The organism is Micromonospora sp. NPDC000442, from assembly GCF_042898635.1.
Classification (GTDB): Bacteria; Actinomycetota; Actinomycetes; order Mycobacteriales; family Micromonosporaceae; genus Micromonospora.
Genome location: NZ_JBIAYZ010000007.1, coordinates 299,681 through 320,344, shown reverse-complemented (window position 1 = coordinate 320,344; position 20,664 = coordinate 299,681). Strand labels below are relative to the sequence as shown.

At 71.2% G+C, this 20,664-nt stretch carries 22 protein-coding genes; 11 read left to right on the top strand and 11 right to left on the bottom strand.

What is annotated here, in order from left to right; genetic code table 11:
• Nucleotides 1–147: 147 nt before the first annotated feature.
• The gene (locus ACFY2A_RS14445; RefSeq protein WP_387171686.1) at nt 148–1,104 is read right to left on the bottom strand and encodes a heme o synthase; all 957 of its coding nucleotides are present in this window, start codon (nt 1,102–1,104) and stop codon (nt 148–150) included.
• 301 nt (nt 1,105–1,405) lie between these two features.
• Between ACFY2A_RS14445 and tkt the strand changes: the two genes are divergently transcribed.
• From tkt to pgl, 5 genes are all read left to right on the top strand, one after another.
• On the top strand, nt 1,406–3,544 hold the full coding sequence (gene tkt / locus ACFY2A_RS14440) for a transketolase (RefSeq protein WP_387171684.1): 2,139 nt from the start codon (nt 1,406–1,408) through the stop codon (nt 3,542–3,544).
• Between the two features lie 17 nt (nt 3,545–3,561).
• Nucleotides 3,562–4,743, top strand: coding sequence for a transaldolase (gene tal, locus ACFY2A_RS14435; protein ID WP_387171682.1), 1,182 nt, complete (start codon nt 3,562–3,564; stop codon nt 4,741–4,743).
• Between the two features lie 317 nt (nt 4,744–5,060).
• Nucleotides 5,061–6,575 carry a glucose-6-phosphate dehydrogenase gene (gene zwf / locus ACFY2A_RS14430; RefSeq protein WP_387171680.1) on the top strand — a complete coding sequence of 505 codons (1,515 nt, stop codon included), beginning with the start codon at nt 5,061–5,063 and terminating at the stop codon, nt 6,573–6,575.
• 102 nt (nt 6,576–6,677) lie between these two features.
• A complete protein-coding gene (locus tag ACFY2A_RS14425) occupies nt 6,678–7,694 on the top strand; it encodes a glucose-6-phosphate dehydrogenase assembly protein OpcA (RefSeq protein WP_387171678.1) in 1,017 nt (338 codons plus the stop codon).
• Between the two features lie 58 nt (nt 7,695–7,752).
• Nucleotides 7,753–8,517 (top strand): 6-phosphogluconolactonase, encoded by a 765-nt coding sequence (pgl, locus tag ACFY2A_RS14420; RefSeq protein WP_363924931.1) that lies wholly within the window; start codon nt 7,753–7,755, stop codon nt 8,515–8,517.
• A gap of 110 nt (nt 8,518–8,627) precedes the next feature.
• Here pgl and ACFY2A_RS14415 read toward each other — a convergent pair whose 3' ends face one another.
• From ACFY2A_RS14415 to rapZ, 8 genes are all read right to left on the bottom strand, one after another.
• On the bottom strand, nt 8,628–8,975 hold the full coding sequence (locus ACFY2A_RS14415; protein ID WP_363924932.1) for an RNA polymerase-binding protein RbpA: 348 nt from the start codon (nt 8,973–8,975) through the stop codon (nt 8,628–8,630).
• Nucleotides 8,976–9,111: 136 nt separating this feature from the next.
• Nucleotides 9,112–9,372 (bottom strand): preprotein translocase subunit SecG, encoded by a 261-nt coding sequence (gene secG / locus ACFY2A_RS14410; protein ID WP_357584801.1) that lies wholly within the window; start codon nt 9,370–9,372, stop codon nt 9,112–9,114.
• A gap of 95 nt (nt 9,373–9,467) precedes the next feature.
• Nucleotides 9,468–10,259: a triose-phosphate isomerase gene (tpiA, locus tag ACFY2A_RS14405; protein WP_363924933.1), complete on the bottom strand. Its 792-nt coding sequence runs from the start codon at nt 10,257–10,259 to the stop codon at nt 9,468–9,470.
• On the bottom strand, nt 10,259–11,458 hold the full coding sequence (locus ACFY2A_RS14400) for a phosphoglycerate kinase (RefSeq protein ID WP_387171675.1): 1,200 nt from the start codon (nt 11,456–11,458) through the stop codon (nt 10,259–10,261). Before ACFY2A_RS14400 ends, tpiA begins: the two co-directional genes overlap by 1 nt.
• Nucleotides 11,455–12,459 carry a type I glyceraldehyde-3-phosphate dehydrogenase gene (gene gap / locus ACFY2A_RS14395; protein WP_281563824.1) on the bottom strand — a complete coding sequence of 335 codons (1,005 nt, stop codon included), beginning with the start codon at nt 12,457–12,459 and terminating at the stop codon, nt 11,455–11,457. The genes ACFY2A_RS14400 and gap overlap by 4 nt, the downstream gene beginning before the upstream one ends.
• A 249-nt stretch (nt 12,460–12,708) precedes the next feature.
• Nucleotides 12,709–13,689 carry a DNA-binding protein WhiA gene (gene whiA, locus ACFY2A_RS14390; RefSeq protein WP_093401454.1) on the bottom strand — a complete coding sequence of 327 codons (981 nt, stop codon included), beginning with the start codon at nt 13,687–13,689 and terminating at the stop codon, nt 12,709–12,711.
• Between the two features lie 54 nt (nt 13,690–13,743).
• Nucleotides 13,744–14,715: a uridine diphosphate-N-acetylglucosamine-binding protein YvcK gene (yvcK, locus tag ACFY2A_RS14385; protein WP_387171673.1), complete on the bottom strand. Its 972-nt coding sequence runs from the start codon at nt 14,713–14,715 to the stop codon at nt 13,744–13,746.
• On the bottom strand, nt 14,712–15,629 hold the full coding sequence (rapZ, locus tag ACFY2A_RS14380) for an RNase adapter RapZ (RefSeq protein ID WP_387171671.1): 918 nt from the start codon (nt 15,627–15,629) through the stop codon (nt 14,712–14,714). Before rapZ ends, yvcK begins: the two co-directional genes overlap by 4 nt.
• A 260-nt stretch (nt 15,630–15,889) precedes the next feature.
• On the opposite strand from rapZ, the gene ACFY2A_RS14375 reads away from it, so the two are divergent.
• Nucleotides 15,890–16,543 carry a hypothetical protein gene (locus ACFY2A_RS14375; RefSeq protein WP_387171669.1) on the top strand — a complete coding sequence of 218 codons (654 nt, stop codon included), beginning with the start codon at nt 15,890–15,892 and terminating at the stop codon, nt 16,541–16,543.
• A 42-nt stretch (nt 16,544–16,585) separates the two neighbouring features.
• Here the strand turns inward: ACFY2A_RS14375 and ACFY2A_RS14370 are convergent, their stop codons facing one another.
• Together ACFY2A_RS14370 and ACFY2A_RS14365 are read right to left on the bottom strand one after the other, a co-directional pair.
• Nucleotides 16,586–17,482: an SWIM zinc finger family protein gene (locus ACFY2A_RS14370; protein WP_387171667.1), complete on the bottom strand. Its 897-nt coding sequence runs from the start codon at nt 17,480–17,482 to the stop codon at nt 16,586–16,588.
• Between the two features lie 129 nt (nt 17,483–17,611).
• On the bottom strand, nt 17,612–17,992 hold the full coding sequence (locus ACFY2A_RS14365; protein WP_387171665.1) for a winged helix-turn-helix transcriptional regulator: 381 nt from the start codon (nt 17,990–17,992) through the stop codon (nt 17,612–17,614).
• Nucleotides 17,993–18,070: 78 nt separating this feature from the next.
• On the opposite strand from ACFY2A_RS14365, the gene ACFY2A_RS14360 reads away from it, so the two are divergent.
• The 5 genes from ACFY2A_RS14360 to ACFY2A_RS14340 all read left to right on the top strand — a co-directional run bounded on the left by ACFY2A_RS14360 (nt 18,071) and on the right by ACFY2A_RS14340 (nt 20,628).
• Nucleotides 18,071–18,493, top strand: a complete 423-nt coding sequence (locus ACFY2A_RS14360; RefSeq protein WP_387171663.1) for a RidA family protein — start codon at nt 18,071–18,073, stop codon at nt 18,491–18,493.
• Between the two features lie 218 nt (nt 18,494–18,711).
• A complete protein-coding gene (locus ACFY2A_RS14355; RefSeq protein WP_387171661.1) occupies nt 18,712–19,038 on the top strand; it encodes a CU044_2847 family protein in 327 nt (108 codons plus the stop codon).
• Nucleotides 19,039–19,055: 17 nt separating this feature from the next.
• Entirely contained in the window at nt 19,056–20,039 is a 984-nt protein-coding gene (locus tag ACFY2A_RS14350) for a trypsin-like peptidase domain-containing protein (RefSeq protein ID WP_387171659.1), read from the top strand.
• Complete coding sequence (locus ACFY2A_RS14345) at nt 20,039–20,266, top strand: DUF433 domain-containing protein (protein WP_387171657.1); 228 nt, start codon at nt 20,039–20,041, stop codon at nt 20,264–20,266. Before ACFY2A_RS14350 ends, ACFY2A_RS14345 begins: the two co-directional genes overlap by 1 nt.
• Nucleotides 20,263–20,628 (top strand): DUF5615 family PIN-like protein, encoded by a 366-nt coding sequence (locus ACFY2A_RS14340; RefSeq protein WP_387171655.1) that lies wholly within the window; start codon nt 20,263–20,265, stop codon nt 20,626–20,628. The genes ACFY2A_RS14345 and ACFY2A_RS14340 overlap by 4 nt, the downstream gene beginning before the upstream one ends.
• Nucleotides 20,629–20,664: the final 36 nt, after the last annotated feature.

The window sequence follows — 20,664 nt, the reverse complement described above, 5'->3', positions numbered from 1 at the left end:
CCTTTTGTGATGCCCATTACCCACAGGTTTAAGGAAGAGCAAAGACGTTTCGCCCGTATTTATCAGCACTAAACCGGGTCAATCAAAGCGCAAAACGCCACCAAGCGGGCGGGTCCGAGGGATGGGAGATCCCGGCGCGGTCAGCCGTCAGAGCAGGGCGTCGAGAGCCGCGGCGGCGAAGACGATGGTCAGGTACGACGTCGACCAGTGGAACAACCGCATCGGCTTGACCGGCTCCCCCCGACGGGCCCGCCCGGTGAGCCGGTGCGCCTCAGCCAGGAAGATCACGCCGACCACCAGCGTCGGTACGCCGTAGACCGCGCTCAGCCCCAACGCCCACACGGCCAGCGAGGTCAACACGGTCAGCCAGGCGAACAGCACGATCTCGGCGTTGACCCGCCGGACCGAGGCGACCACCGGGAGCATCGGGATGCCGGCCCGCGCGTAGTCGTCCTTGTACTTCATGGCCAGCGGATAGAAGTGCGGCATCTGCCAGAAGAAGACCACCCCGAACAGCGCCCACGCCACCGGCGACAGCGAGCCGGTCACCGCCGCCCAGCCGATCAACACCGGCGCGGCACCGCAGGCGCCGCCCCAGAAGGTGTTCGCCGTCGTCGTGCGCTTGAGCCACAGGGTGTAGACGACGTCGTAGTAGACGATCGCGGCCAGCGTGAGCCCGGCGGCGAGCAGGTTGGTGAAGACCGCCATCAAGGCGACCGAGACCACCGCCAACACCAGGCCGAAGATCAGCGCGTTCCGGGGCGTCACGGTGTGCGCCGGCAGCGGCCGTCGCTTCGTCCGCCGCATCAACTGGTCGATGTCCCGGTCGATGTAGCAGTTGAGCACGCTGGCCGCGCCCGCCGCGAGCGAGCCGCCGACCAGCACCACCGCGACCAGCCACAGCGACGGCAACCCGCCGTGCGCGAGCATCATCGCCGGCACCGTGGTGACCAGCAGCAACTCCACGATCCGCGGCTTGGTCAGCGTCACGTACGCCGCCACCACCGCCCGCAGGTCGCGGGGGCGGGCTGGGGTCTCCCCGGCCGTACGCACCGGCGTCTGCCCGGCAGGGTTACTGACGGGGCGCTCGGTGATCATGCTCACGGATTGCCACCTTCCGGCGTCGGGAGGGGAGGTCACGGCGGCCGGACCGACTCGGGTCCACACACCGACCCACACACTACGCGTCGTCGTTTTGGCTGCCCGGGCGACCCGGTAACGGTGCCAGTCGTCACACCGGAGGCCGGCACGGAGGCTGGCGGGCGGGCCGGCGGCGAGGCTGAACCGCGAAGCGCACCCGAAACGTACAGACCAGCATGCTGAGATCCTCGGGCGCACGTTTAGCCGCGCTCGATAGGGTCACCAGTGAGGGTTCCGCCCATCTCGCCGAGGAGCACAAACCACCGTGGCTGCCAACCGACCCGCGCACCCCGCACTTGACTGGTCCGATCTCGACCGCCGTGCCGTGGACACCGTCCGCGTACTGGCCATGGACGCCGTGGAGAAATCCGGCAACGGCCACCCGGGCACCGCGATGAGTCTCGCCCCCGCGGCGTACCTGCTGTTCAACCGGGTGATGCGGCACAACCCCGCCGATCCGAACTGGCCCGGCCGGGACCGCTTCGTGCTCTCCGCCGGGCACTCCAGCCTGACGCTGTACATCCAGCTCTTCCTCGCCGGCTACCCGCTCAGCCTGGACGACCTCAGGTCGCTGCGGCAGTGGGGTTCGCTGACCCCGGGGCACCCCGAGCACGGGCACACCCCCGGTGTGGAGACCACCACCGGCCCGCTCGGGCAGGGCCTGGGCAACGCCGTCGGCATGGCGATGGCGGCGCGGCGCGAACGCGGCCTGTTCGACCCGGAGGCCGAGGCCGGCGAGTCCGCCTTCGACCACCACATCTGGTGCATCGCCTCCGACGGCGACATCGAGGAGGGCATCAGCCACGAGGCCAGTGCCCTCGCGGGGCACCAGCAACTGGGTAACCTCTGCGTGATCTACGACGACAACGAGATCTCGATCGAGGACGACACCCGCATCGCATTGAGCGAGGACGTCGCGGCCCGCTACGCGGCGTACGGCTGGCACGTACAGACGGTCGACTGGCGGCGCGGCGACGCCGAAAAGGGCGACTACCACGAGAACGTCGAGGAGCTGTACCAGGCGCTGCTGGCCGCCAAGGCCGAGACCGCCCGCCCGTCGTTCATCGCGCTGCGCACCATCATCGGCTGGCCGGCACCGAACAAGCAGAACACCGGCAAGATCCACGGCTCGGCGCTGGGCGCCGACGAGGTGGCCGCCACCAAGGAGGTCCTCGGCTTCGACCCGGCCGGCACGTTCGAGGTCACCGAGGAGGTGCTCGGCCACACGCGGTCGGCGCTGCGGCGTGGCGAGGCCGCGCAGCAGGAGTGGACGACCAGCTTCGACTCGTGGTCGAAGGCCAACCCGGAACGCCGCGCCCTCTACGACCGGCTGGCCGGCCGGACGCTGCCCGAGGGCTGGGCCGACGCCCTGCCGGAGTTCCCCGCCGACGCCAAGGGTGTCGCCACCCGGGCCGCCTCCGGCAAGGTGCTGGCCGCGCTCGCGCCGGTGCTGCCCGAGCTGTGGGGCGGCTCCGCCGACCTGGCCGAGAGCAACAACACCACGATGAAGGGCGAGCCCTCCTTCGTCCCCAGCCAGTACGCCACCAAGGAGTTCCCCGGCCACGAGTACGGCCGGACGCTGCACTTCGGCATCCGCGAGCACGCCATGGGCGCGATCCTCAACGGCATCGCCCTGCACGGCGGCACCCGCCCGTACGGCGGCACCTTCCTGGTGTTCAGCGACTACATGCGGCCCTCCGTCCGGTTGGCCGCGTTGATGAAGCTGCCGGTGGTCTACGTCTGGACGCACGACTCCATCGGTCTCGGTGAGGACGGCCCGACCCACCAGCCGGTGGAACACCTGACCGCGCTGCGGGCCATTCCCGGCCTGGACGTGGTCCGCCCGGCCGACGCCAACGAGACCGCCTGGGCCTGGCGGCAGGCCCTGGAGCACACCGACCGGCCGACCGCGTTGGCGTTGAGCCGGCAGGCGCTGCCGACGCTGGACCGCACGCAGCTGGCCGGCGCGGAGGGAGTCACCAAGGGCGGCTACGTGCTGGCCGAGGCGTCCAACGGCAAGCCCGAGGTGATCATCATCGGGACCGGCTCCGAGGTGCAGCTCTGCCTCACCGCCCGGGAGCGGCTGGAGGCCGACGGCACCCCCACCCGGGTCGTGTCCATGCCCTGCCAGGAGTGGTTCTTCGAGCAGGACGAGGCGTACCGGGAGTCGGTGCTGCCACGCGGGGTAAAGGCCAAGGTGAGCGTGGAGGCGGGCATCGCGATGTCCTGGCGCGGCATCGTCGGCGACTGCGGCGAGACTGTCAGCCTGGAGCACTACGGCGCGAGTGCCCCGCACTCCGTGCTCTTCGAGCAGTTCGGCTTCACCCCGGACCGGATCGTCGCCGCCGCGCACGCGGCGCTGACCCGGGCCGGCGACATCACCGGTTCCAGGACCGGCAACTGAGGGAGGCGTTGGCGTACATGACGACCGACAGGCTGGGCGAGCTGACCGCCGCGGGAGTGGCGGTCTGGCTCGACGATCTATCCCGGGTACGTCTGAACTCCGGCGGGCTGGACCAGCTGCGCCGGGACAAGCACGTGGTCGGGGTCACCACCAACCCGACCATCTTCGCCAAGGCGTTGAGCGACGCCGACGAGTACGACTGGCAGCTTCGGGATCTGGCCTCCCGGGGCGTCGACGTGGAAGAGGCCGTCCGCATGCTCACCACGTACGACGTGCGGTGGGCCTGCGACGTGATGCGCCCGTCGTACGACGCCAGCGCGGGTGTCGACGGCCGGGTCTCCATCGAGGTGGATCCGCGACTGGCCCACGACTCGAAGCGCACCGTGGCCGAGGCCCGGGCGCTGTGGTGGCTGGTCGACCGGCCGAACCTGTTCATCAAGATCCCGGCGACCGAGGCCGGTCTGCCGGCGATCACTGCGGCGCTGGCCGAGGGGATCAGCGTCAACGTCACGCTCATCTTCGGCCTGGACCGCTACTCCGAGGTGATGGAGGCGTTCGTGGCCGGGCTGGAGCAGGCGAAGGCGAACGGTCACGACCTGAGCACGATCGGCTCGGTGGCCTCGTTCTTCGTCTCCCGGGTCGACAGCGAGGTCGACGCCCGGCTGGAGAAGATCGGCTCCACCGAGGCCAAGGCGCTGCGCGGCAAGGCGGCGGTGGCCAACGCCCGGTTGGCGTTCGAGCGCTACAGCCAGGTCTTCGCCACCGACCGGTGGCGGGCGCTGGCTGACGCCGGTGCCCACCCGCAGCGTCCGCTGTGGGCCTCCACCTCGACCAAGAACCCCGACTACCGGGACGTCATCTACGTCGAGGAGCTGATCGCCCCCGGCACGGTCAACACCATGCCGGAGCCGGTCATCCACGCCTACGCCGAGCACGGCGAGACGCACCCGGACACCGTCACCGGCGCGTACGACGACGCCCGGAAGGTCTTCGCCGCCCTGGAGTCGGTGGGCGTGGACCTGGTCGACGTGATCGCCACCCTGGAGCGGGAGGGCGTGGAGAAGTTCGAGGCGAGCTGGCAGGAACTGCTCGACGGCGTCCGCAAGTCGCTGGCCGCCGCCGGTCAGGGCAGCAGCAGTCCCGGCGACGCCGCCCGTGGCAACGCCGACGCCGCCGCGCGCGCCGGAGGAAATGCGTGACGGTGCCGTCCGGCAGCACCCACGCCGCCACCTGCACCGGGTGGCGGCGTGGGTCGGTGGTGCTACGCGAACGGTTCGCAGGTGGGTAGCTTTCTTCAGACAACCGGTACGGTCGACGTTGATCTACCGGTGCCCGGAAACCCGTACTCCTGTGGGGAGTCGCCGGCGGTGGCCGGCACCCCTGGCCGGTCGGCGACGTCCGCTGCCGCACCGGCATCCGGCCGGACGGTCGGCGGACCCGGCCCGACCCGCTCGGCGCGGTGGGTCGCTACGGGCATGACGATGGACGACGTGGACGAGCGGAGCGAGGAGGCAGCGTGAACCCGCTGCGCGACCCGCAGGATCGGCGTTTACCCCGAATTCCGGAGCCGTGCGCTCTGGTGATCTTCGGGGTGACCGGTGACCTGGCCCAGAAGAAACTGCTACCTGCGGTCTACGACCTGGCCAACCGGGGGCTGCTGCCGCCCGGTTTCGTGGTTGTCGGGTTCGCCCGGCGGGACTGGGGCGACGGCGATTTCGCTTCGCTGGCCCGCGAGGCGGCCAGGGCCCACTCCCGGACACCGTGGCGGGAGGAGGTGTGGTCGCGGCTCGAACACAACATCAAGTTCGTCGGTGGGTCGTTCGACGACGACACCGCCTTCGACAATCTGGCGCGCTGCCTGGACGGTCTGCGCGACAGCCACGGCATCCACGGCAACGCGGCCTTCTACTTCTCCATCCCACCGACGGCGTTTCCGGTGGTGCTCAAGCAGTTGGCCCGCACCGGCATGGCCGACAACGAGAAGTGCGGCGGCTGGCGCCGAGTGGTGGTGGAAAAGCCGTTCGGCAACGACCTGCCCTCGGCCAAGGCGCTCAACGACCTGGTCGACGACGTCTTCACCCGGCAGGACGTCTTCCGCATCGATCACTACCTGGGCAAGGAGACGGTCCAGAACATCCTCGCCCTGCGCTTCGCCAACAGCCTCTTCGAACCGCTGTGGAACTCGCAGTACGTCGACTCGGTGCAGATCACCATGGCCGAGGACGTCGGCATCGGCAGCCGGGCGGGTTTCTACGACTCGGTCGGCACCGCCCGCGACGTGTTGCAGAACCACCTGCTGCAACTGCTCGCCCTGGTGGCGATGGAGGAGCCGACCAGCTTCGACGCCGACGAGATCCGGGCCGAGAAGCTCAAGGTGCTCAAGGCCATCACGCTGCCGAAGGATGTCACCGAGGGCACGGTACGCGGTCAGTACCTGCCCGGCTGGGTCGGCGGACAGCGGGCCCGAGGTTACCTGGAGGAGGACGGCGTCCCGTCGACGTCGACCACCGAGACGTACGTGGCGGTGCGGCTGGGCATCCAGAACCGCCGGTGGGCGGAGGTGCCGTTCTACATCCGGGCCGGCAAGCGGCTGCCACGGCGGGTCACCGAGGTCGCGGTGATGTTCAAGCAGGCGCCGCACCTGCCGTTCACGCCGGCCGACATGGAGATGCTCGGCAACAACCAACTGGTGATCCGGGTCCAGCCGGACGAGGGCGTGGTGCTCAAGTTCGGTTCGAAGGTGCCCGGCACCACGATGGAGGTCCGCGACATCGCGATGGACTTCCAGTACGGCGAGGCGTTCACCGAGTCCAGCCCGGAGGCGTACGAACGGCTGGTGCTGGACGTGCTGATCGGCGACCGGACGCTGTTCCCGGACGCCGCCGAGGTCGAGCAGAGCTGGGCCGTGGTGGACCCGCTGGAGCACGCCTGGGAGGGCACCAAGCCCGAGCCCTACCGGTCCGGCGAGTGGGGCCCCCGGGCCGCCGACGAGATGCTGGCCCGCGAGGGCCGGGCCTGGCGGCGGGCGTGAGCGAGCGAACCATCGGGCTCAGTAGCGCCGCGCCTCGCGCCGCCGGTGAGCGGAGCGAGGCGGCGGCGTGAGCGAGCGGAGCGAGCGAAGCAGGAGGCTGCGGTGATCGGACTGTGGGACACCACCGGCAACGAGGTGGTCAAGGCGCTCGCCGCGGAACGACGCAGCGCGGGCGGGGTGGCCAGCGGCATGGCGCTGACCCTGATCGTGGTGGTCGACGAGAAGCGGGTCCGCGAGGCGGAGGCGGCGGCCACCATCGCCGCCGCCGCGCACCCGTGCCGGCTGCTGGTGGTCGTCCGCTCCGACGTGGACCGGGATCGCAACCGGCTCGACGCCGAGATCGTCGTCGGCGGACGGCTGGGCCCCTGCGAGGCCGTGGTGATGCGGATGTACGGGAGACTGGCGCTGCACGCCGAGTCCGTGGTCATGCCGCTGCTGGTGCCGGACGTGCCGGTGGTCACCTGGTGGCACGGTGAACCGCCCGAGGAGATCGCCACCGACTTCCTCGGTGTGGTGGCCGACCGGCGCATCACCGACTCCGCACAGGCCGCCGACCCGATCGCGGCGCTGCGGCAGCGGGCTCGCGACTACGTCTCCGGCGACACCGACCTCGCCTGGACCAGGATCACGCCGTGGCGCACCCTGGTGGCCGGTGCGTTCGACACGACGGACGCACAGTTGACCGAGGCGGCGGTGGTCGCACCGCCGACCGACCCGACCGCCGCGCTGATGCGGGGCTGGCTGCGCAGCCGGCTCGGCATCAAGCCGCGCTGGGACCGGACCCGGGAGTTTCCCCGGATGCGGGAGGTCCAGTTGCGCTGTGCCAACGGCGACGAGTTGATGCTGACCCGCGAGGACAGCGTGGCCACTTTCCGGCGTACCGGCCAGGAGGATCGGGTCCTGCCGCTGGTGCGCCGGCCGCTCGGCGACGAGCTGGCCGAGGAGCTGCGCAGGCTCGGCTCCGACCAGGTGTACGCGGAGGCGTTGGGCGCTTTCGCCGGGCTGACCAACCTGGACCGGCGGCCCAGCCAGCGGGTGCACGTCTGGAAGGACCCGGCCACCGCCCAGCGGGCCGAGGCCGGCGTCACCGCGCACGCCACGACGAACAGCGGTTCCTGATCCTCCCACCCCTCCGGTACGCACGACATCGACCGCCCGGCGGTCGCGGAAGGACACCATGAGTGAGGCGAGTGTCGCCGTCCACGCCGACGCCGACCTGCTGGCGCAGGCGGTCGCGGCCCGACTGGTGGTGCGGCTGCTCGACGCCCAGGCCGAACGTGGCCAGGCGTCGGTGGTGCTCACCGGCGGTCGGATCGCTGCGGCGGTCTACCGGGCGGTGGGCGCACTGCCCGCCCGGGACGCGGTCGACTGGTCCCGGGTCGACTTCTGGTGGGGCGACGAACGGTTCCTGCCCTCCGGCGACCCGGAGCGCAACGAGACCCAGGCCCGCGCGGCGCTGCTCGACGCGTTGCCGGTGGACCCGGCCCGGATCCACGCCATGCCGGCCTCGGACGGCGGTGCCGACCCGGAGGAGGCCGCCGCCCGGTACGCGGCCGAACTCGCCCGGGCGGCCCGGCCCGGCACGGCCGTGCTGCCCCACTTCGACGTGCTGATGCTCGGTGTCGGCGAGGACGGGCACGTGGCCTCGGTCTTCCCGGAACACCCGGTCCACTACGAGAGCCGACCGGTAAGCGCGGTGCGGGGCAGCCCGAAGCCGCCACCGGTACGCATCACCCTCACCCTCCCGGCGATCAACACCGCCGAGGAGGTCTGGCTGGTGGCCGGTGGCGGCGACAAGGCCCACGCGGTCGGCATGGCGCTGGCCGGTGCCGGCCCGGTGCAGGTGCCGGCGGCCGGCGTGCAGGGCACCGGGCGTACCCTCTGGCTGCTGGACCGGGCCGCGGCGGCCGATCTGCCGGCCCGCTTCCGCAGCCTGCGCTGACCGAGACGTCGACGCGGTTCAGGGGGCGGTGGCCGCCGGAGACGAGCCGCGAGCCACGGCGCGGTCGGCGCTCGCCTGCCCCGCCGGCCTCGCCCGGGCACGTCGAGGGCCTAGCCTCGGCTGCCGCGACGCTGGCGTAGCGCGGCGAGAGCCTCGGCGAGGATCGCCTCCCCCTCGGCGTCGGTACGACGTTCCTTCACGTACGCCAGGTGGGTCTTGTAGGGCTCGGCCCGGGCCCGGCCCGGCGGATCCTGGGCGTCCTGACCGGCGGGCAGCCCGCAGCGGGGGCAGTCCCAGACGGTCGGGGCCACCACGTCGGCGACGATCCGGATGTCGGTGCGGTGCCCGTTGCGGCACCAGTAGCTGACCGACCGGCACGGGACCGGCTGGTGGCGTTCGGGGGGACGTGGGGGCGCGGACCCGACGCGGGCGCCCCGGATAACGTGGCCGTTCGGCACGGCGCTGACTCCTGTCGTCGGAGGGGACCGCCGTCGGGGGGTGGACGGCGGGCGACGCGGTGCAGCGAGTGAAACGGACTGCGCGCGGCCCGTCGGGTGACGGACCGCGCGCAGATTGTACGCCTCGGGGGCCGGCTCAGACGCCCGTACCCACCTCAAGCCGGAGCCAGAGACCGAGCCCGATGATGCAGGCGAACCAGACGATGGCCACCAGAACGGTGTAGCGGTCCAGGTTCTTCTCGGCCACCGACGAGCCGGCCAGGCTGGAGCTGACGCCACCGCCGAACATGCTGGACATTCCACCGCCCTTGCCGCGGTGCAGCAGGATGAGCAGAACGAGCAGGAAGCTCGTGATGACCAGCAACACGATCAACGTGTAGGCGAACCAGAGCGGCATGGCGGGGGTCAGTCCTCTCGTTACGATCCTCGCCCGGGCAGATCGGGCACGGCGGCACCGACCGGCGGACGGGCGGAGTCAAGGATAGCGAGCGATCAGCCGGAGATGTGCTCCGGGAACCGGCAGATCTTCGCGAACTCCTCAGCGTCCAGGCTGGCGCCGCCCACCAGGGCGCCGTCCACGTCCGGCTGCGCCATGATCGAGGCGACGTTCGACGACTTGACCGAGCCGCCGTAGAGGATGCGTACGCCGTCGGCGGTGGCCTGGTCCACGGTCTCGGCCAGCCGGGCCCGCAGCGCGCCACACACCTCCTGGGCGTCCTCCGGGGTGGCCGTCTTGCCGGTGCCGATCGCCCAGACCGGCTCGTACGCGACCACCACCCGGAGCACCTGCTCCGCACTGAGCCCCTTGAGGGCGGCGTCGAGCTGGTCGGTGCAGTGCGCCACGTGGCTGCCCTGCTCCCGGACGTCCAGCCCCTCCCCCACGCAGAGGATCGGGGTGAGCCCGTGGGTCAGCGCGGCCTGCACCTTGGCACCCACCAGCGTGTCGTCCTCGCGGTGGTACTGCCGGCGCTCCGAGTGCCCGACCGCCACGTACGTGCAGCCGAGCTTGGCCAGCATCGCGCCGGAGATCTCCCCGGTGTACGCGCCGGAGGCGTGCGGCGACAGGTCCTGTGCGCCGTAGCCGATCAGCAGCTTGTCGCCCTCCACCACGGTCTGCACCGTGCGCAGGTCGGTGAACGGCGGCAGCACCACCGTCTCCACCTCGGTCAGCTGCTTCTCGGTGAGGCTGGCGGCCAGCTTCTGCACCAGCAGGTTCGCCTCGAGGTGGTTGAGGTTCATCTTCCAGTTGCCGGCCATCAGTGGCCGGCGGGGGGCGCTCGCCATCAGTTCTCCAGAGCCGCGATGCCGGGGAGGGTCTTGCCCTCCAGGTACTCCAGGGACGCGCCACCGCCGGTGGAGATGTGCCCGAAGGACTTCTCGTCCAGACCCAGGGCCCGCACCGCGGCGGCGGAGTCACCGCCACCGACCACGCTGAACGCGTCCGCGCCGGCGATCGCCTCGGCCACCCCACGGGTGCCGTGCGCGAAGGCGGGCATCTCGAACACGCCCATCGGGCCGTTCCAGAAGATCGTCCGGGCGCCCTTGAGCGCGGCGGCGAAGCCCGCCACCGTCTTCGGGCCGACGTCCAGCCCCACCCGCTTGCTGGGGATGCCCTCCGCCGGCACGGTGTCGTGCGCGGCGTCCGGGGCGAACGCGTCGGCGGCCACCACGTCGACCGGGAGCATGATCTTGCCCTCGGAGCGCTCCAGCAGGTTGCGGCAGGTCTCCACCATCTCCGCCTCCAGCAGGGAGGACCCGACCTCGTGGCCCCGTGCCTTGAGGAAGGTGAAGCACATGCCGCCACCGATGAGCAGCCGGTCGACCTTCGGCAGCAGCGCCTCGATCACCGCGAGCTTGTCGGAGACCTTCGACCCACCGAGCACCACCACGTATGGCCGCTCGGGGTCGCCGGTGAGCTGCGACAGCACCTCCACCTCGCGCAGCACCAGCCGGCCGGCGAAGTGCGGCAGCCGGGCGGGCACGTCGTGGACGCTTGCGTGCTTGCGGTGCACCGCGCCGAACGCGTCGTCGACGTACACGTCACCGAGGGCGGCGAGCTGGTCGGCGAACGCACCCCGCTCGGCGTCGTCCTTGCTGGTCTCCCCCTTGTTGAAGCGGAGATTCTCCAGCAGCGCCACCTCACCGTCGGCGAGCGCCGCCACCGTCGCCTGGGCGGACTCGCCGACCGTGTCGGTAGCGGTGTGCACCGCCGTGCCGAGCAGCTCACCGAGCCGCCCGGCGACCGGGGCGAGGCTGAACTGCGGGTCCGGCGCACCCTTCGGCCGGCCCAGGTGGGAACAGACGACCACCTTGGCACCGGCCTCGGTCAACGCGCCGAGGGTCGGCAGCACCGCCCGGATCCGGCCGTCGTCGCTGATGTCGCCGGTCTGCTTGTCGAGCGGGACGTTCAGGTCGGCGCGCACCAGCACGCGCCGACCCGAGACCCCCTCGGCGAGCAGGTCGTCGAGGTTACGGATGCTCACAGCGAGCTACCCACCAGCTTCACCAGGTCGACGAGGCGGTTGGAGTAGCCCCACTCGTTGTCGTACCAGCCGACGACCTTGACCTGGTTGCCGATGACCTTGGTCAGCGGCGCGTCGAAGATGCACGACGCCGGGTCGGTCACGATGTCGGCGGAGACGATCGGGTCCTCGTTGTAGGTCAGGATGCCCCGCAGCGGGCCCTCGGCAGCGGCCTTCAGCGCGGCGTTGACCTCGTCCACCGAGGTCTCGCGACCGACGGTGACGGTGAGGTCGGTGGCGGAGCCGGTCGGGATCGGCACCCGCAGCGCGTACCCGTCGAGCTTGCCCTTGAGGTCCGGCAGCACCAGGCCGATGGCCTTCGCCGCGCCGGTCGAGGTCGGCACGATGTTCAGCGCGGCGGCCCGGGCCCGGCGCAGGTCCTTGTGCGGCGCGTCCTGGAGGTTCTGGTCCTGGGTGTACGCATGGATGGTGGTCATCAGACCCTGCTGGATGCCGAACGTGTCGTGCAGGACCTTCGCCATCGGCGCCAGGCAGTTGGTGGTGCAGGAGGCGTTCGAGATGATGTTGTGGCTGGCCGGGTCGTACTGGCCGTCGTTGACGCCCATCACGACCGTGACGTCCTCGTTCTTCGCCGGAGCGGAGATGATGACCTTCTTGGCCCCGCCGTCGATGTGCGCCTTGGCCTTGGTGGCGTCGGTGAAGAAGCCGGTCGACTCGATGACCACGTCCGCGCCGACGTCGCCCCACGGCAGCGCCGCCGGGTCCTTCTCGGCGTACGCCTTGATGGACTTGCCGCCGACGGTGATCTCGTCGGCGGTGGCCTTGACCTCCTGCGGGAGGCGGCCCAGGATGCTGTCGTACTTGAGCAGGTGGGCGAGCGTCGCGTTGTCGGTCAGGTCGTTGACGGCCACGACCTCGACGTCAGCGCCGGACGCCAGCACTGCCCGGAAGAAGTTACGGCCGATCCGGCCGAAGCCGTTGATGCCAACCCGGATGGTCACAGGTCCCATCTCCTCGCGTTCTGGTCCGCCGGCGTGGAGACCCTCGGCCGGCGAAGTGGTTGTGCGCCGACCGTTGGAGCCGGCCGTTGACGGTTCATCCCGGCCACCCCGCCGCGGTCCGAGGGACCTGACCGCCGTCGAGGCGGTGGATACGGCGGGGAGCACCGGTGCCGGCCCCCTTGCCGTACGCAGCGACCATATCCGAGCGCGCCGAGCCACGCTGCGCCGGGTGGTCGCCCCACCGTCCTATCAGACCACGAGCATGTCGGGCGTGACGGCCGCTTCGGTATCCGGGATGCCGAGGTCGCGGGCCCGTTTGTCGGCCAGCGCCAGCAACCGGCGGATCCGCCCGGCGATGGCGTCCTTGGTCAGCGGCGGGTCGGCCAGCGCACCCAACTCCTCCAGGGACGCCTGCCGGTGCTCCAGGCGCAGCCGACCGGCCGAGGTCAGGTGTTCCGGCGCGTCGTCGGCGAGGATCTCCAACGCCCGGGTCACCCGGGCCGCGGCAGCGACCGCCGCCCGGGCCGAACGCCGCAGGTTGGCGTCGTCGAAGTTCGCCAGCCGGTTGGCCGTCGCCCGCACCTCGCGCCGGACCCGGCGCTCCTCCCAGGCCAGCACACTGGAGTGGGCACCGATGCGGGTGAGCAGCGCGGCGATCGCGTCGCCGTCCTTGACCACCACCCGGTCGACGCCGCGTACCTCACGGTTCTTGGCGGTGATGCCCAGCCGCCGGGCCGCACCGACAAGCGCCAACGCCGACTCCGGCCCGGGGCAGGTGATCTCCAGGGCGCTGGACCGACCCGGCTCGGTCAACGAACCGTGCGCCATGAACGCACCCCGCCAGGCGGACACCGCGCAGCAGACGCTGGCGGCGACGACGTGCGGCGGCAGCCCGCGTACCGGCCGGCCGCGCACGTCGAGCAACCCGGTCTGCCGGGCCAGGGCCTCGCCGTCCTTGACGACCCGGACGATGAAGTGGCTGCCCTTGCGCAGCCCACCGGAGGCGAGCACGTGGATCTCGCTCGGGTAGCCGTAGACCTCGGCGATCTCGCGCCGCAGCCGCCGGGCCACCGCGCCGGTGTCGAGTTCGGCCTCCACCACCACCCGCCCGGAGACGATGTGCAGCCCACCGGCGAACCGCAGCAGCGCCGCCATCTCCGCCCGCCGGCAGCAGGGCTTGGGCACGTCGACCCGACTCAGCTCGTCCTTGACCGCAGCCGTCATCGCCATTGTGCGTCCCCTCACGGACCGGTTCCGGCGTGTCGCCGGAGATTACGTACGTGTCTAACGATCGGCGCCCAGTACAGGCACCAGGGCGGCGCCCAGAGCAGCCGGATCATGACGGGGAGTGCCGTCGTCGACCGCGACGGGAGCGAGGACCAGCCGGGCTCCCAGGAATTCTGCCGCACCGTGGACCGGTTCGGGGTCACCGACCGCCTTGGCGTCTGCGAGCACGAAGTCGACAGTCAGCTCCGGCAGGTACCAGCGCAGCGCCGCCAGGTGGTCGGCGACGGAGAGCCCGAGGGTTTCCTTCTCGGCGGCGAGGTTGAGAGTGACCAGCCGCCGAGCCGGGCTGGCCAGGATCGCCGCGGCCAGCTGCGGCACCAGCAGGTGCGGCAGCACGCTGGTGTACCAGCTGCCCGGCCCGAAGATCAGCCAGTCGGCGTCGCCGATCGCGGCGACCGCCTCGACACACGCCGCCGGTGCCTGCGGGGTGAGCCGCAGGGACTCGACCCGGCCCGTGGTGACCGCGACCTGATGCTGTCCGCGTACGGTGCACACCTCGTCGGGGCGTCCCGGGTCGACCCCGCGGACCCGGGCCTCGATGTCGACCGGCTGGCGGGACATCGGCAGCACCCGGCCGACCGAGCCGAGCATCGCCCCCGCGTGCTCCAGGGCGGCCACCGGGTCGCCCAGCAGCTCCATCAGCCCGCAGAGCACCAGGTTGCCCACCGCGTGCCCGGCCAGCCCGTCGGCCCGGCCACCCGCCGCCATCTCCGCGAAGCGGTGCTGGAACAGCCCCGCACTGCGTCGGGTGGCGGGGTGGTCGCCGGCCAGCGCCACAAGTGCCTGCCGCAGGTCACCGGGGGGCAGCCCGCCCCGCTCGGCCCGCAGCCGGCCGCTGGAGCCGCCGTCGTCGCCGACGGTCACCACCGCCGTGATGTCCAGATCCAGCTCCGGTGCGCAGCGGCGCAACGCCCGCAGCGAGGCGGACAGGCCGTGCCCGCCGCCGAACGCCACCACCCGGATCGTCATTCCCGCCCCAGGTCGCGGTGCTGGGCGTTGGCGGCCAGCCCGGAACGGCGCAGCCGGGCCGCCAACTCCTCGGCGATCGCCACGCTACGGTGCTTGCCGCCGGTGCACCCGACCGCCACGGTCAGGTACCGCTTGCCCTCCCGCTCGAAGCCGGCCGTGGTGGCGTTGACCAGGTCCGCGTACGCGTCGACGAAGGCGTCCGCGCCCTCCTGCCCCAGCACGTACGCGCTGACCGCCTCCTCGCGCCCGGTGTGCTCCCGCAGTTCGGGCACCCAGTACGGGTTGGGCAGGAACCGGGCGTCCATCACGAAGTCGGCGTCCGGCGGCAGGCCGTACTTGAAGCCGAAGGAGATCACCGTCAGCCGCAACCGGCGGGCGTCCTCCCCGCCGAACAGTTCCTCGACCCGGCGGCGCAACTGGTTCACGTTGAGGTGGCTGGTGTCGATGATCACGTCGGCCTGGTCGCGGGCCTCCTCAAGCAGCCCCCGCTCGACGGCGATGCCGTCGGCGAGCCGGCCGTCGCCCTGCAACGGATGCGAGCGCCGGACGCTCTCGAACCGGCGGATCAGCACCTCGTCGTCGGCGTCGACGAAGACCACCCGGGGGGCGTAGCCACGCTCCTTCAGCTCCCGGATCGCCTCGGCCAGATCCGTGGAGAAGGCCCGGGAGCGTACGTCCAGCACCATCGCGGTACGCCGGGCCGCCCCACCCGCCTTCACGGCTAGCTCGGCCATGTCCAGCAGCAGCGCCTGCGGCAGGTTGTCGACGACGTAGAAGCCCACGTTCTCCAGCGCCCGGGCCACGGTGCTGCGTCCACCACCGGACAGCCCGGTGACCACGACCAGCGTGGTGTCCGTCTCGGCGTGCTCACCCGGTACGCCCGCACGGTGACCGGTCGTGTGCGCCTCGCCCACCCGTAGAACCCCCCAGCCGCTACGCCCGATCGATGCCGACCGGGCATGGTCAAGCAGCGACTCTAACGCGCCGTTCCCCGATCGGGCGGGGCGCACCGCCGCACGGGTCTGCCGGCGCCGGCCTGGCGAGGTTGGTACGGATTCGGAGCTGTTAGGAGGGGGCCCCTGCTATACACGAGGCGTTAAAAGGGTGCCCTTCCATTCATCGCTGTGTCGGCTGACCGACGGCGCGCGGCGGGCGATACCGATATCCTCCGCCCATGGGCGGGCACGGGGCGCGACTGCGCTGGGTGGTTGCCCTGCTGTCGGTCACGATCGCCGTGCTGGCCACGGTGGACCGGTACGTCGAGCGCGAACGCGAGTGGACGCGCGGCGGCGACCAGGTGGCGGTGACCGTCGAGGCCGCCGTGCCGGAGCCGGACCAGGTCGCGGACGCGGCCGTCGCGTTCGGCTGGCCCGAACCGGTGGACAACGTCATCGGTGACCCCGACCGACAGTCGGTGGTGTTGCGGCTGCGCTGGTCCGGGCCGTCCCGGCAGGGCCACTACCAGGTCATCCTGCTCGACGGCCGGGTGGAACCCGCCCGGGTGGTGCGGCCCTACACCGGCTTTGACGCCGAGGGCGGCACCGGTTCCAACTGGGCCGGAGCGTACGACGTGCTGGCCGAGCGGTACCCCTGGCTCGCCGACACCGCCACCCGCGAGGAGCCCGAGGGCACGTTCACCACCCCGGACAACGTCGGCGCGGTGGGCACCCGCGCGATCGCCGACGGCAGCCTGATCGCCGTCTTCCGACTGGCACCCGGTGCCCTGCCGCTGACCGACCCCGCACGCCTGGTCGTGGCGTTCTGCTACGTCGACCCCGACGGCGACGTCCGCTGGGCCAAACGGGTCCCCGTCCCACCGGCCAACTGAACGCTGGGCCGCGTCGCAGCGCTCCGGCGGGCGGTCTGCTGTTCACCGGCGGCGCAGCGCCTTGACCCGATGGTGGCCGAGCACACCGAGGTAGTCCCACGGCTCGTCGAGACAGGAGTCGACCTCGGCCGCCGCAATGATCTCGATCAGTCGGGCGGCCAACTCGTCGGGGTCCGGTTGCAACTGCTCGCAGAGCTGCACGTGAGCCGCCCGCAGCGCGTCGCCGATCTCGGCCGGCTCATCCTCGTAGACTTCCCACGCGTCGTTGAGGTATCCGGCCAGCCCGTCCCAGGCGCGCGCCGCCCGCTCGACCACCAGCAACGTCTCGATGCTGGCCGCACGCTGCGCCAGCACCTGCACCTCCTCGACGATCGCCCGGCCGGCCTTCTCCACGTCGTGCAGATCCCAACGGTCGCCACTGGTCGCCTCGTGGGCCAGGTTGTCGATTGTCCGACCGACGTCGGCCAGTTCAGCGTCGCTGAGTGGTGTCAACCGCCCGGCGTACGCCAGCAGCCGGGACTCCAGCACGCGATCGTTGGCCGCCCACTCGGCGATCAGCGAGGCCAACCGTCGGGCGGGAATGGTGTGCGCGAGTTCGGCCAGCTCGGCGACCCTCGGATCGACCTCCACCGCCGACGGTGGCGTGGCCAGCGACGACCAGGCGAACCCGTCCGTCAGGGCGGCGATCGCGAGCGCCACCGCGTGGCCGCAGAACTCCTCCGACGCCGGGCAGTCACACTCGGCCGCGAAGCCGTCCGCCGTCATCCCCACCCAGACGTCGTAGGGTGGCCGCCCCGCTTCCCGGATGACGCCGGACGCTCCCCCGCCGACCGGAACGATCGCCTCCGGCTGCCCAACCGCCCGAAGCTCGTCCGCCGCCTCGCAGGCCGCAACCCCGGCCGCCGCCCGCAGGGCGTCAACATCGATGTGTACCGCCACCCGCCCATCTAACCGGACGCCCGCCAGGCCGCCACGCGCGACCGCGCATGCCTCGATCGTTGGCAGTTCAGCTGCTCGACACGCCGGGGCGGACTACAGCTGAACTGCCAACAACTCAGTCACGCAGGGCTACCCTGCGCTGGGCGACTGCGCGTCGAAGCGTTCCCGGGCTCGCTGCACCTCGGGCAGGTGGGCCTCGCTCCAGCCGAGTAACGCGTCGATGAGCTGCTGCAGCGTCTTCCCCAACGGCGCGATGCGGTACTCGACTGCGACCGGTCGCGTGCCCACGATCACCCGCTCGACCATTCCGTTGCGCTCCAGCCGTCGCAGCGTCGTCGTCAGCGACTTCTGCGTCACGACCGGGAGCGCGCGGCGCAGTTCGTTGAAGCGCAGTGACCGCCCGCACAGCTGGTCGAGGACCTGCAGGGACCATTTGTCGAGCACCTGGTCGAGCAACTCCCGCTGCTCCGCAGTGATCTGAGAGTGATGGGTGGACGTGGTTTCCCGCACGACACCTAGGCTAGTTGAAGTTCCCTTGGGGTACCAGGTAGTCATGAGATACCTATTCGATCGGCGAAGGGATCTCTGATGACCGCGCAGCTTCTCACCCCGGAAGGCATGTTCCAGCCGGTGCCGTACCACCACGTCGCGGTGGGCGCCGGCACCCGGCACGTCCACATCGCCGGACAGATCGCGCGGGACGAAGCCGGAAACCCGGTCGCCACCGGTGATCTCGCCGGGCAGATCAGGCAGGCACTGCGCAACACCGCGCGGGGGCTCGGTGGCGCGGGCGCGAGCTTCACCGACGTGGTACGCCTACGGTTCTTCGTCACCGGGTGGAGCGCCGCGAACCGGGACGCCATCATGACCGCCTTCCTCGCGGGCATCGACAGCGTCACCGACGAACTCGGCATCCCCCGCCCGTTGCCGCCGCTGTCCGTCATCGGCGTCGACTACCTCTTCGAACCGGACGTGCTGGTCGAGATCGAGGCCTACGCGATTCTCGCCTGAGCGGATCGACCGGCGTTGGCGCGGCCGAGCGGGAGGAGGGGCGACCTCCCAGGACCGGGCCACCCTCCCTTCCGGCCGTGCTCCGGTGTCGTTGTTCTGACCCCGGCTGGTGCGGAAGTTGCGTGCTACGTGTGGTCGAACGAGACCGCTCGTGCCGAGCGGCCACACTGGGCAGTGGCGTGGTCACATGCCGGCACTGGGGAGTGGAAGGGGCAGCGGTGCAGGCGGGACCGGGACGGGCGGGGCAGGTGGCGCGGGTCGAGGCTGGCGGGACTGAGTTCTTCGTCAAGCTCGCCGACGGCGGCGGTCCGCAGACCGTTGCCCTGGACCGGGCGTTGTCATTCGACGGTGTCCGGGACACGGTGGAAGCCGTCGCCAGCGAGTTGGGGCAGGTGCGGGAGCGGGTCAAGCCGTCGGAGGCGAGTGTCGAGTTCGGACTGTCGTTGACCGCCAAGGCTGGCAAGCTGACCGGCCTGCTCGTCGAGGCAGACGGTGAGGCGAGCCTGACGGCGACCCTGACCTGGAAGCGGCCCGAGTCGACCTGACACTCCGGGGCAGGCGGATGCGCACACGAGTCGACTCGCGGCAACTACGCCGCCACGTCGTCCGCGTCGAGCAGGCAGACGGTCGGGCGGTGCTGGGTACGGGGTTCTTCGTCGCGCCCGGTTGGGTGCTCACCGCAGCGCACGTCGTCTACGACGCCGCCAACGGGGTGGCCCTTGATCGGGTCGTGGTGGTGCCCGCCGATGCGGATGTCGGTGTCGATGCGGTGGCTGCGGATGTGCTGGCCCGATCGGCGCCGCCGGTCGACACAGCGTTGTGGCCGTACCCGGACCTGGCGCTGCTGCGCCTGCGCCACACGTCCGCGTGGGTGGGCACTCATCCGTGTGTGTGGTTGGCCGGGGTCCAGCCGCTGCCTGGGCAGTGTCACGCGTTCGGGTTCCCGCCACGGGAGGAGGGTGCGGCGCCGGTGGGGGCGCCGGCCTCGTTCGATTTCGAAGGCGTCACCGGTGACGACTTCTTCCAGCTGAAGGCGGGGCAGGCCGCACCGGGGCTGTCGGGGGCACCGTTGGTGTGCCCGGCGGCCGAGCGCTCTCACGTCGTACGTCGATGCGCTTGTCGACCGGTACACGACGGAGCGCGAACGGCGCACGGGCGGCCGGCCGCCCACCAACGCTGGCCGCTTTCCGCGCCGTTGGACGCTGCACCTGGCCTACCTGGCCACCGATCCCGACGAGGCTCGGGAACACGCGGTCGTCTACACCGAGGGGCTGACGATTCTCCGTCCCGAACTGCCCGCCGGCGCAGCACTGCTGTCCCGGGCCGACGCCTGGAACCACGTCGAGCCGGTGTTCTGCGGTCGGATCGGCCCGGACAACGAGATCTGCATGGACGTCACCGGCCACCCCGGCCTCCACCGCGCCGCCGGCCTCGGCGGCCTCTGCTGGGGCGGCGGCGAGTGATCACTGGTCCAGCCGGGATCCGGTCATGCCACGTTCGGTATGGCGCTGGTGGAGGGCACCCACCGCGGGAGATGATGACGTAATGCAGAACCGGATCTCGATCGATCACCGGGTGATGGGTGGGGTCCCGTGCATTGCCGGGACCCGGATTCCAGTCACGACCATAGTTGGCCTGTTAGGCCAGGGATACACCGCTGACGACATCCTTCAGGACTACCCGACGCTGAGCCACGAGGACATCCTCGCTGCGTTACGTTTCGCCGCAGCAGCAGTCGACGAACGCGAGCTACCTCTACGGATGACTGCGTGAGGTTCCTCATCGACGAATGCTTGTCGGTTCGCGTTGCGTCGCTGCTTGTGGTAGCTGGGCACGACGCGGTGCACGTTGTGGAGCGCGGCCTGGGTGGCACACCGGACGAAGACATTCTGCGGCAGGCGGTTACCGAAGAGCGCGTTCTCATCTCGGCCGACACGGACTTCGGCGAGATCCTGGCCCGCGCCCGTCAGGAAATCCCCAGCGTCATACTCTTCAGGCGGACGGACCGCGCGCCCGATCATCTAGCGGCCGTTCTGCTGGCCAACCTGGATCTGATCGAGGATGACCTCGCGAAGGGCGCCTTCGTCGTGCTGACCGACGAACGTATCCGAATCCGGGCGTTGCCGATCGGCTGACTTCATCCGCGGCAGGGCCGAACCTGCGCGACGCCC

Excerpts from the sequence above, each read along its gene's own strand:
- tpiA (WP_363924933.1), bottom strand. The coding sequence starts at position 10,259 with ATGGCGAGCGCCCCCCGCCGGCCACTGATGGCCGGCAACTGGAAGATG.
- ACFY2A_RS14345 (WP_387171657.1), top strand. The coding sequence starts at position 20,039 with ATGCAGAACCGGATCTCGATCGATCACCGGGTGATGGGTGGGGTCCCG.
- ACFY2A_RS14350 (WP_387171659.1), top strand. The coding sequence starts at position 19,056 with ATGCGCACACGAGTCGACTCGCGGCAACTACGCCGCCACGTCGTCCGC.
- secG (WP_357584801.1), bottom strand. The coding sequence starts at position 9,372 with ATGCCGCTCTGGTTCGCCTACACGTTGATCGTGTTGCTGGTCATCACG.
- whiA (WP_093401454.1), bottom strand. The coding sequence starts at position 13,689 with ATGGCGATGACGGCTGCGGTCAAGGACGAGCTGAGTCGGGTCGACGTG.
- yvcK (WP_387171673.1), bottom strand. The coding sequence starts at position 14,715 with ATGACGATCCGGGTGGTGGCGTTCGGCGGCGGGCACGGCCTGTCCGCC.
- ACFY2A_RS14360 (WP_387171663.1), top strand. The coding sequence starts at position 18,071 with ATGACCGCGCAGCTTCTCACCCCGGAAGGCATGTTCCAGCCGGTGCCG.
- pgl (WP_363924931.1), top strand. The coding sequence starts at position 7,753 with ATGAGTGAGGCGAGTGTCGCCGTCCACGCCGACGCCGACCTGCTGGCG.
- ACFY2A_RS14375 (WP_387171669.1), top strand. The coding sequence starts at position 15,890 with ATGGGCGGGCACGGGGCGCGACTGCGCTGGGTGGTTGCCCTGCTGTCG.
- tal (WP_387171682.1), top strand. The coding sequence starts at position 3,562 with ATGACGACCGACAGGCTGGGCGAGCTGACCGCCGCGGGAGTGGCGGTC.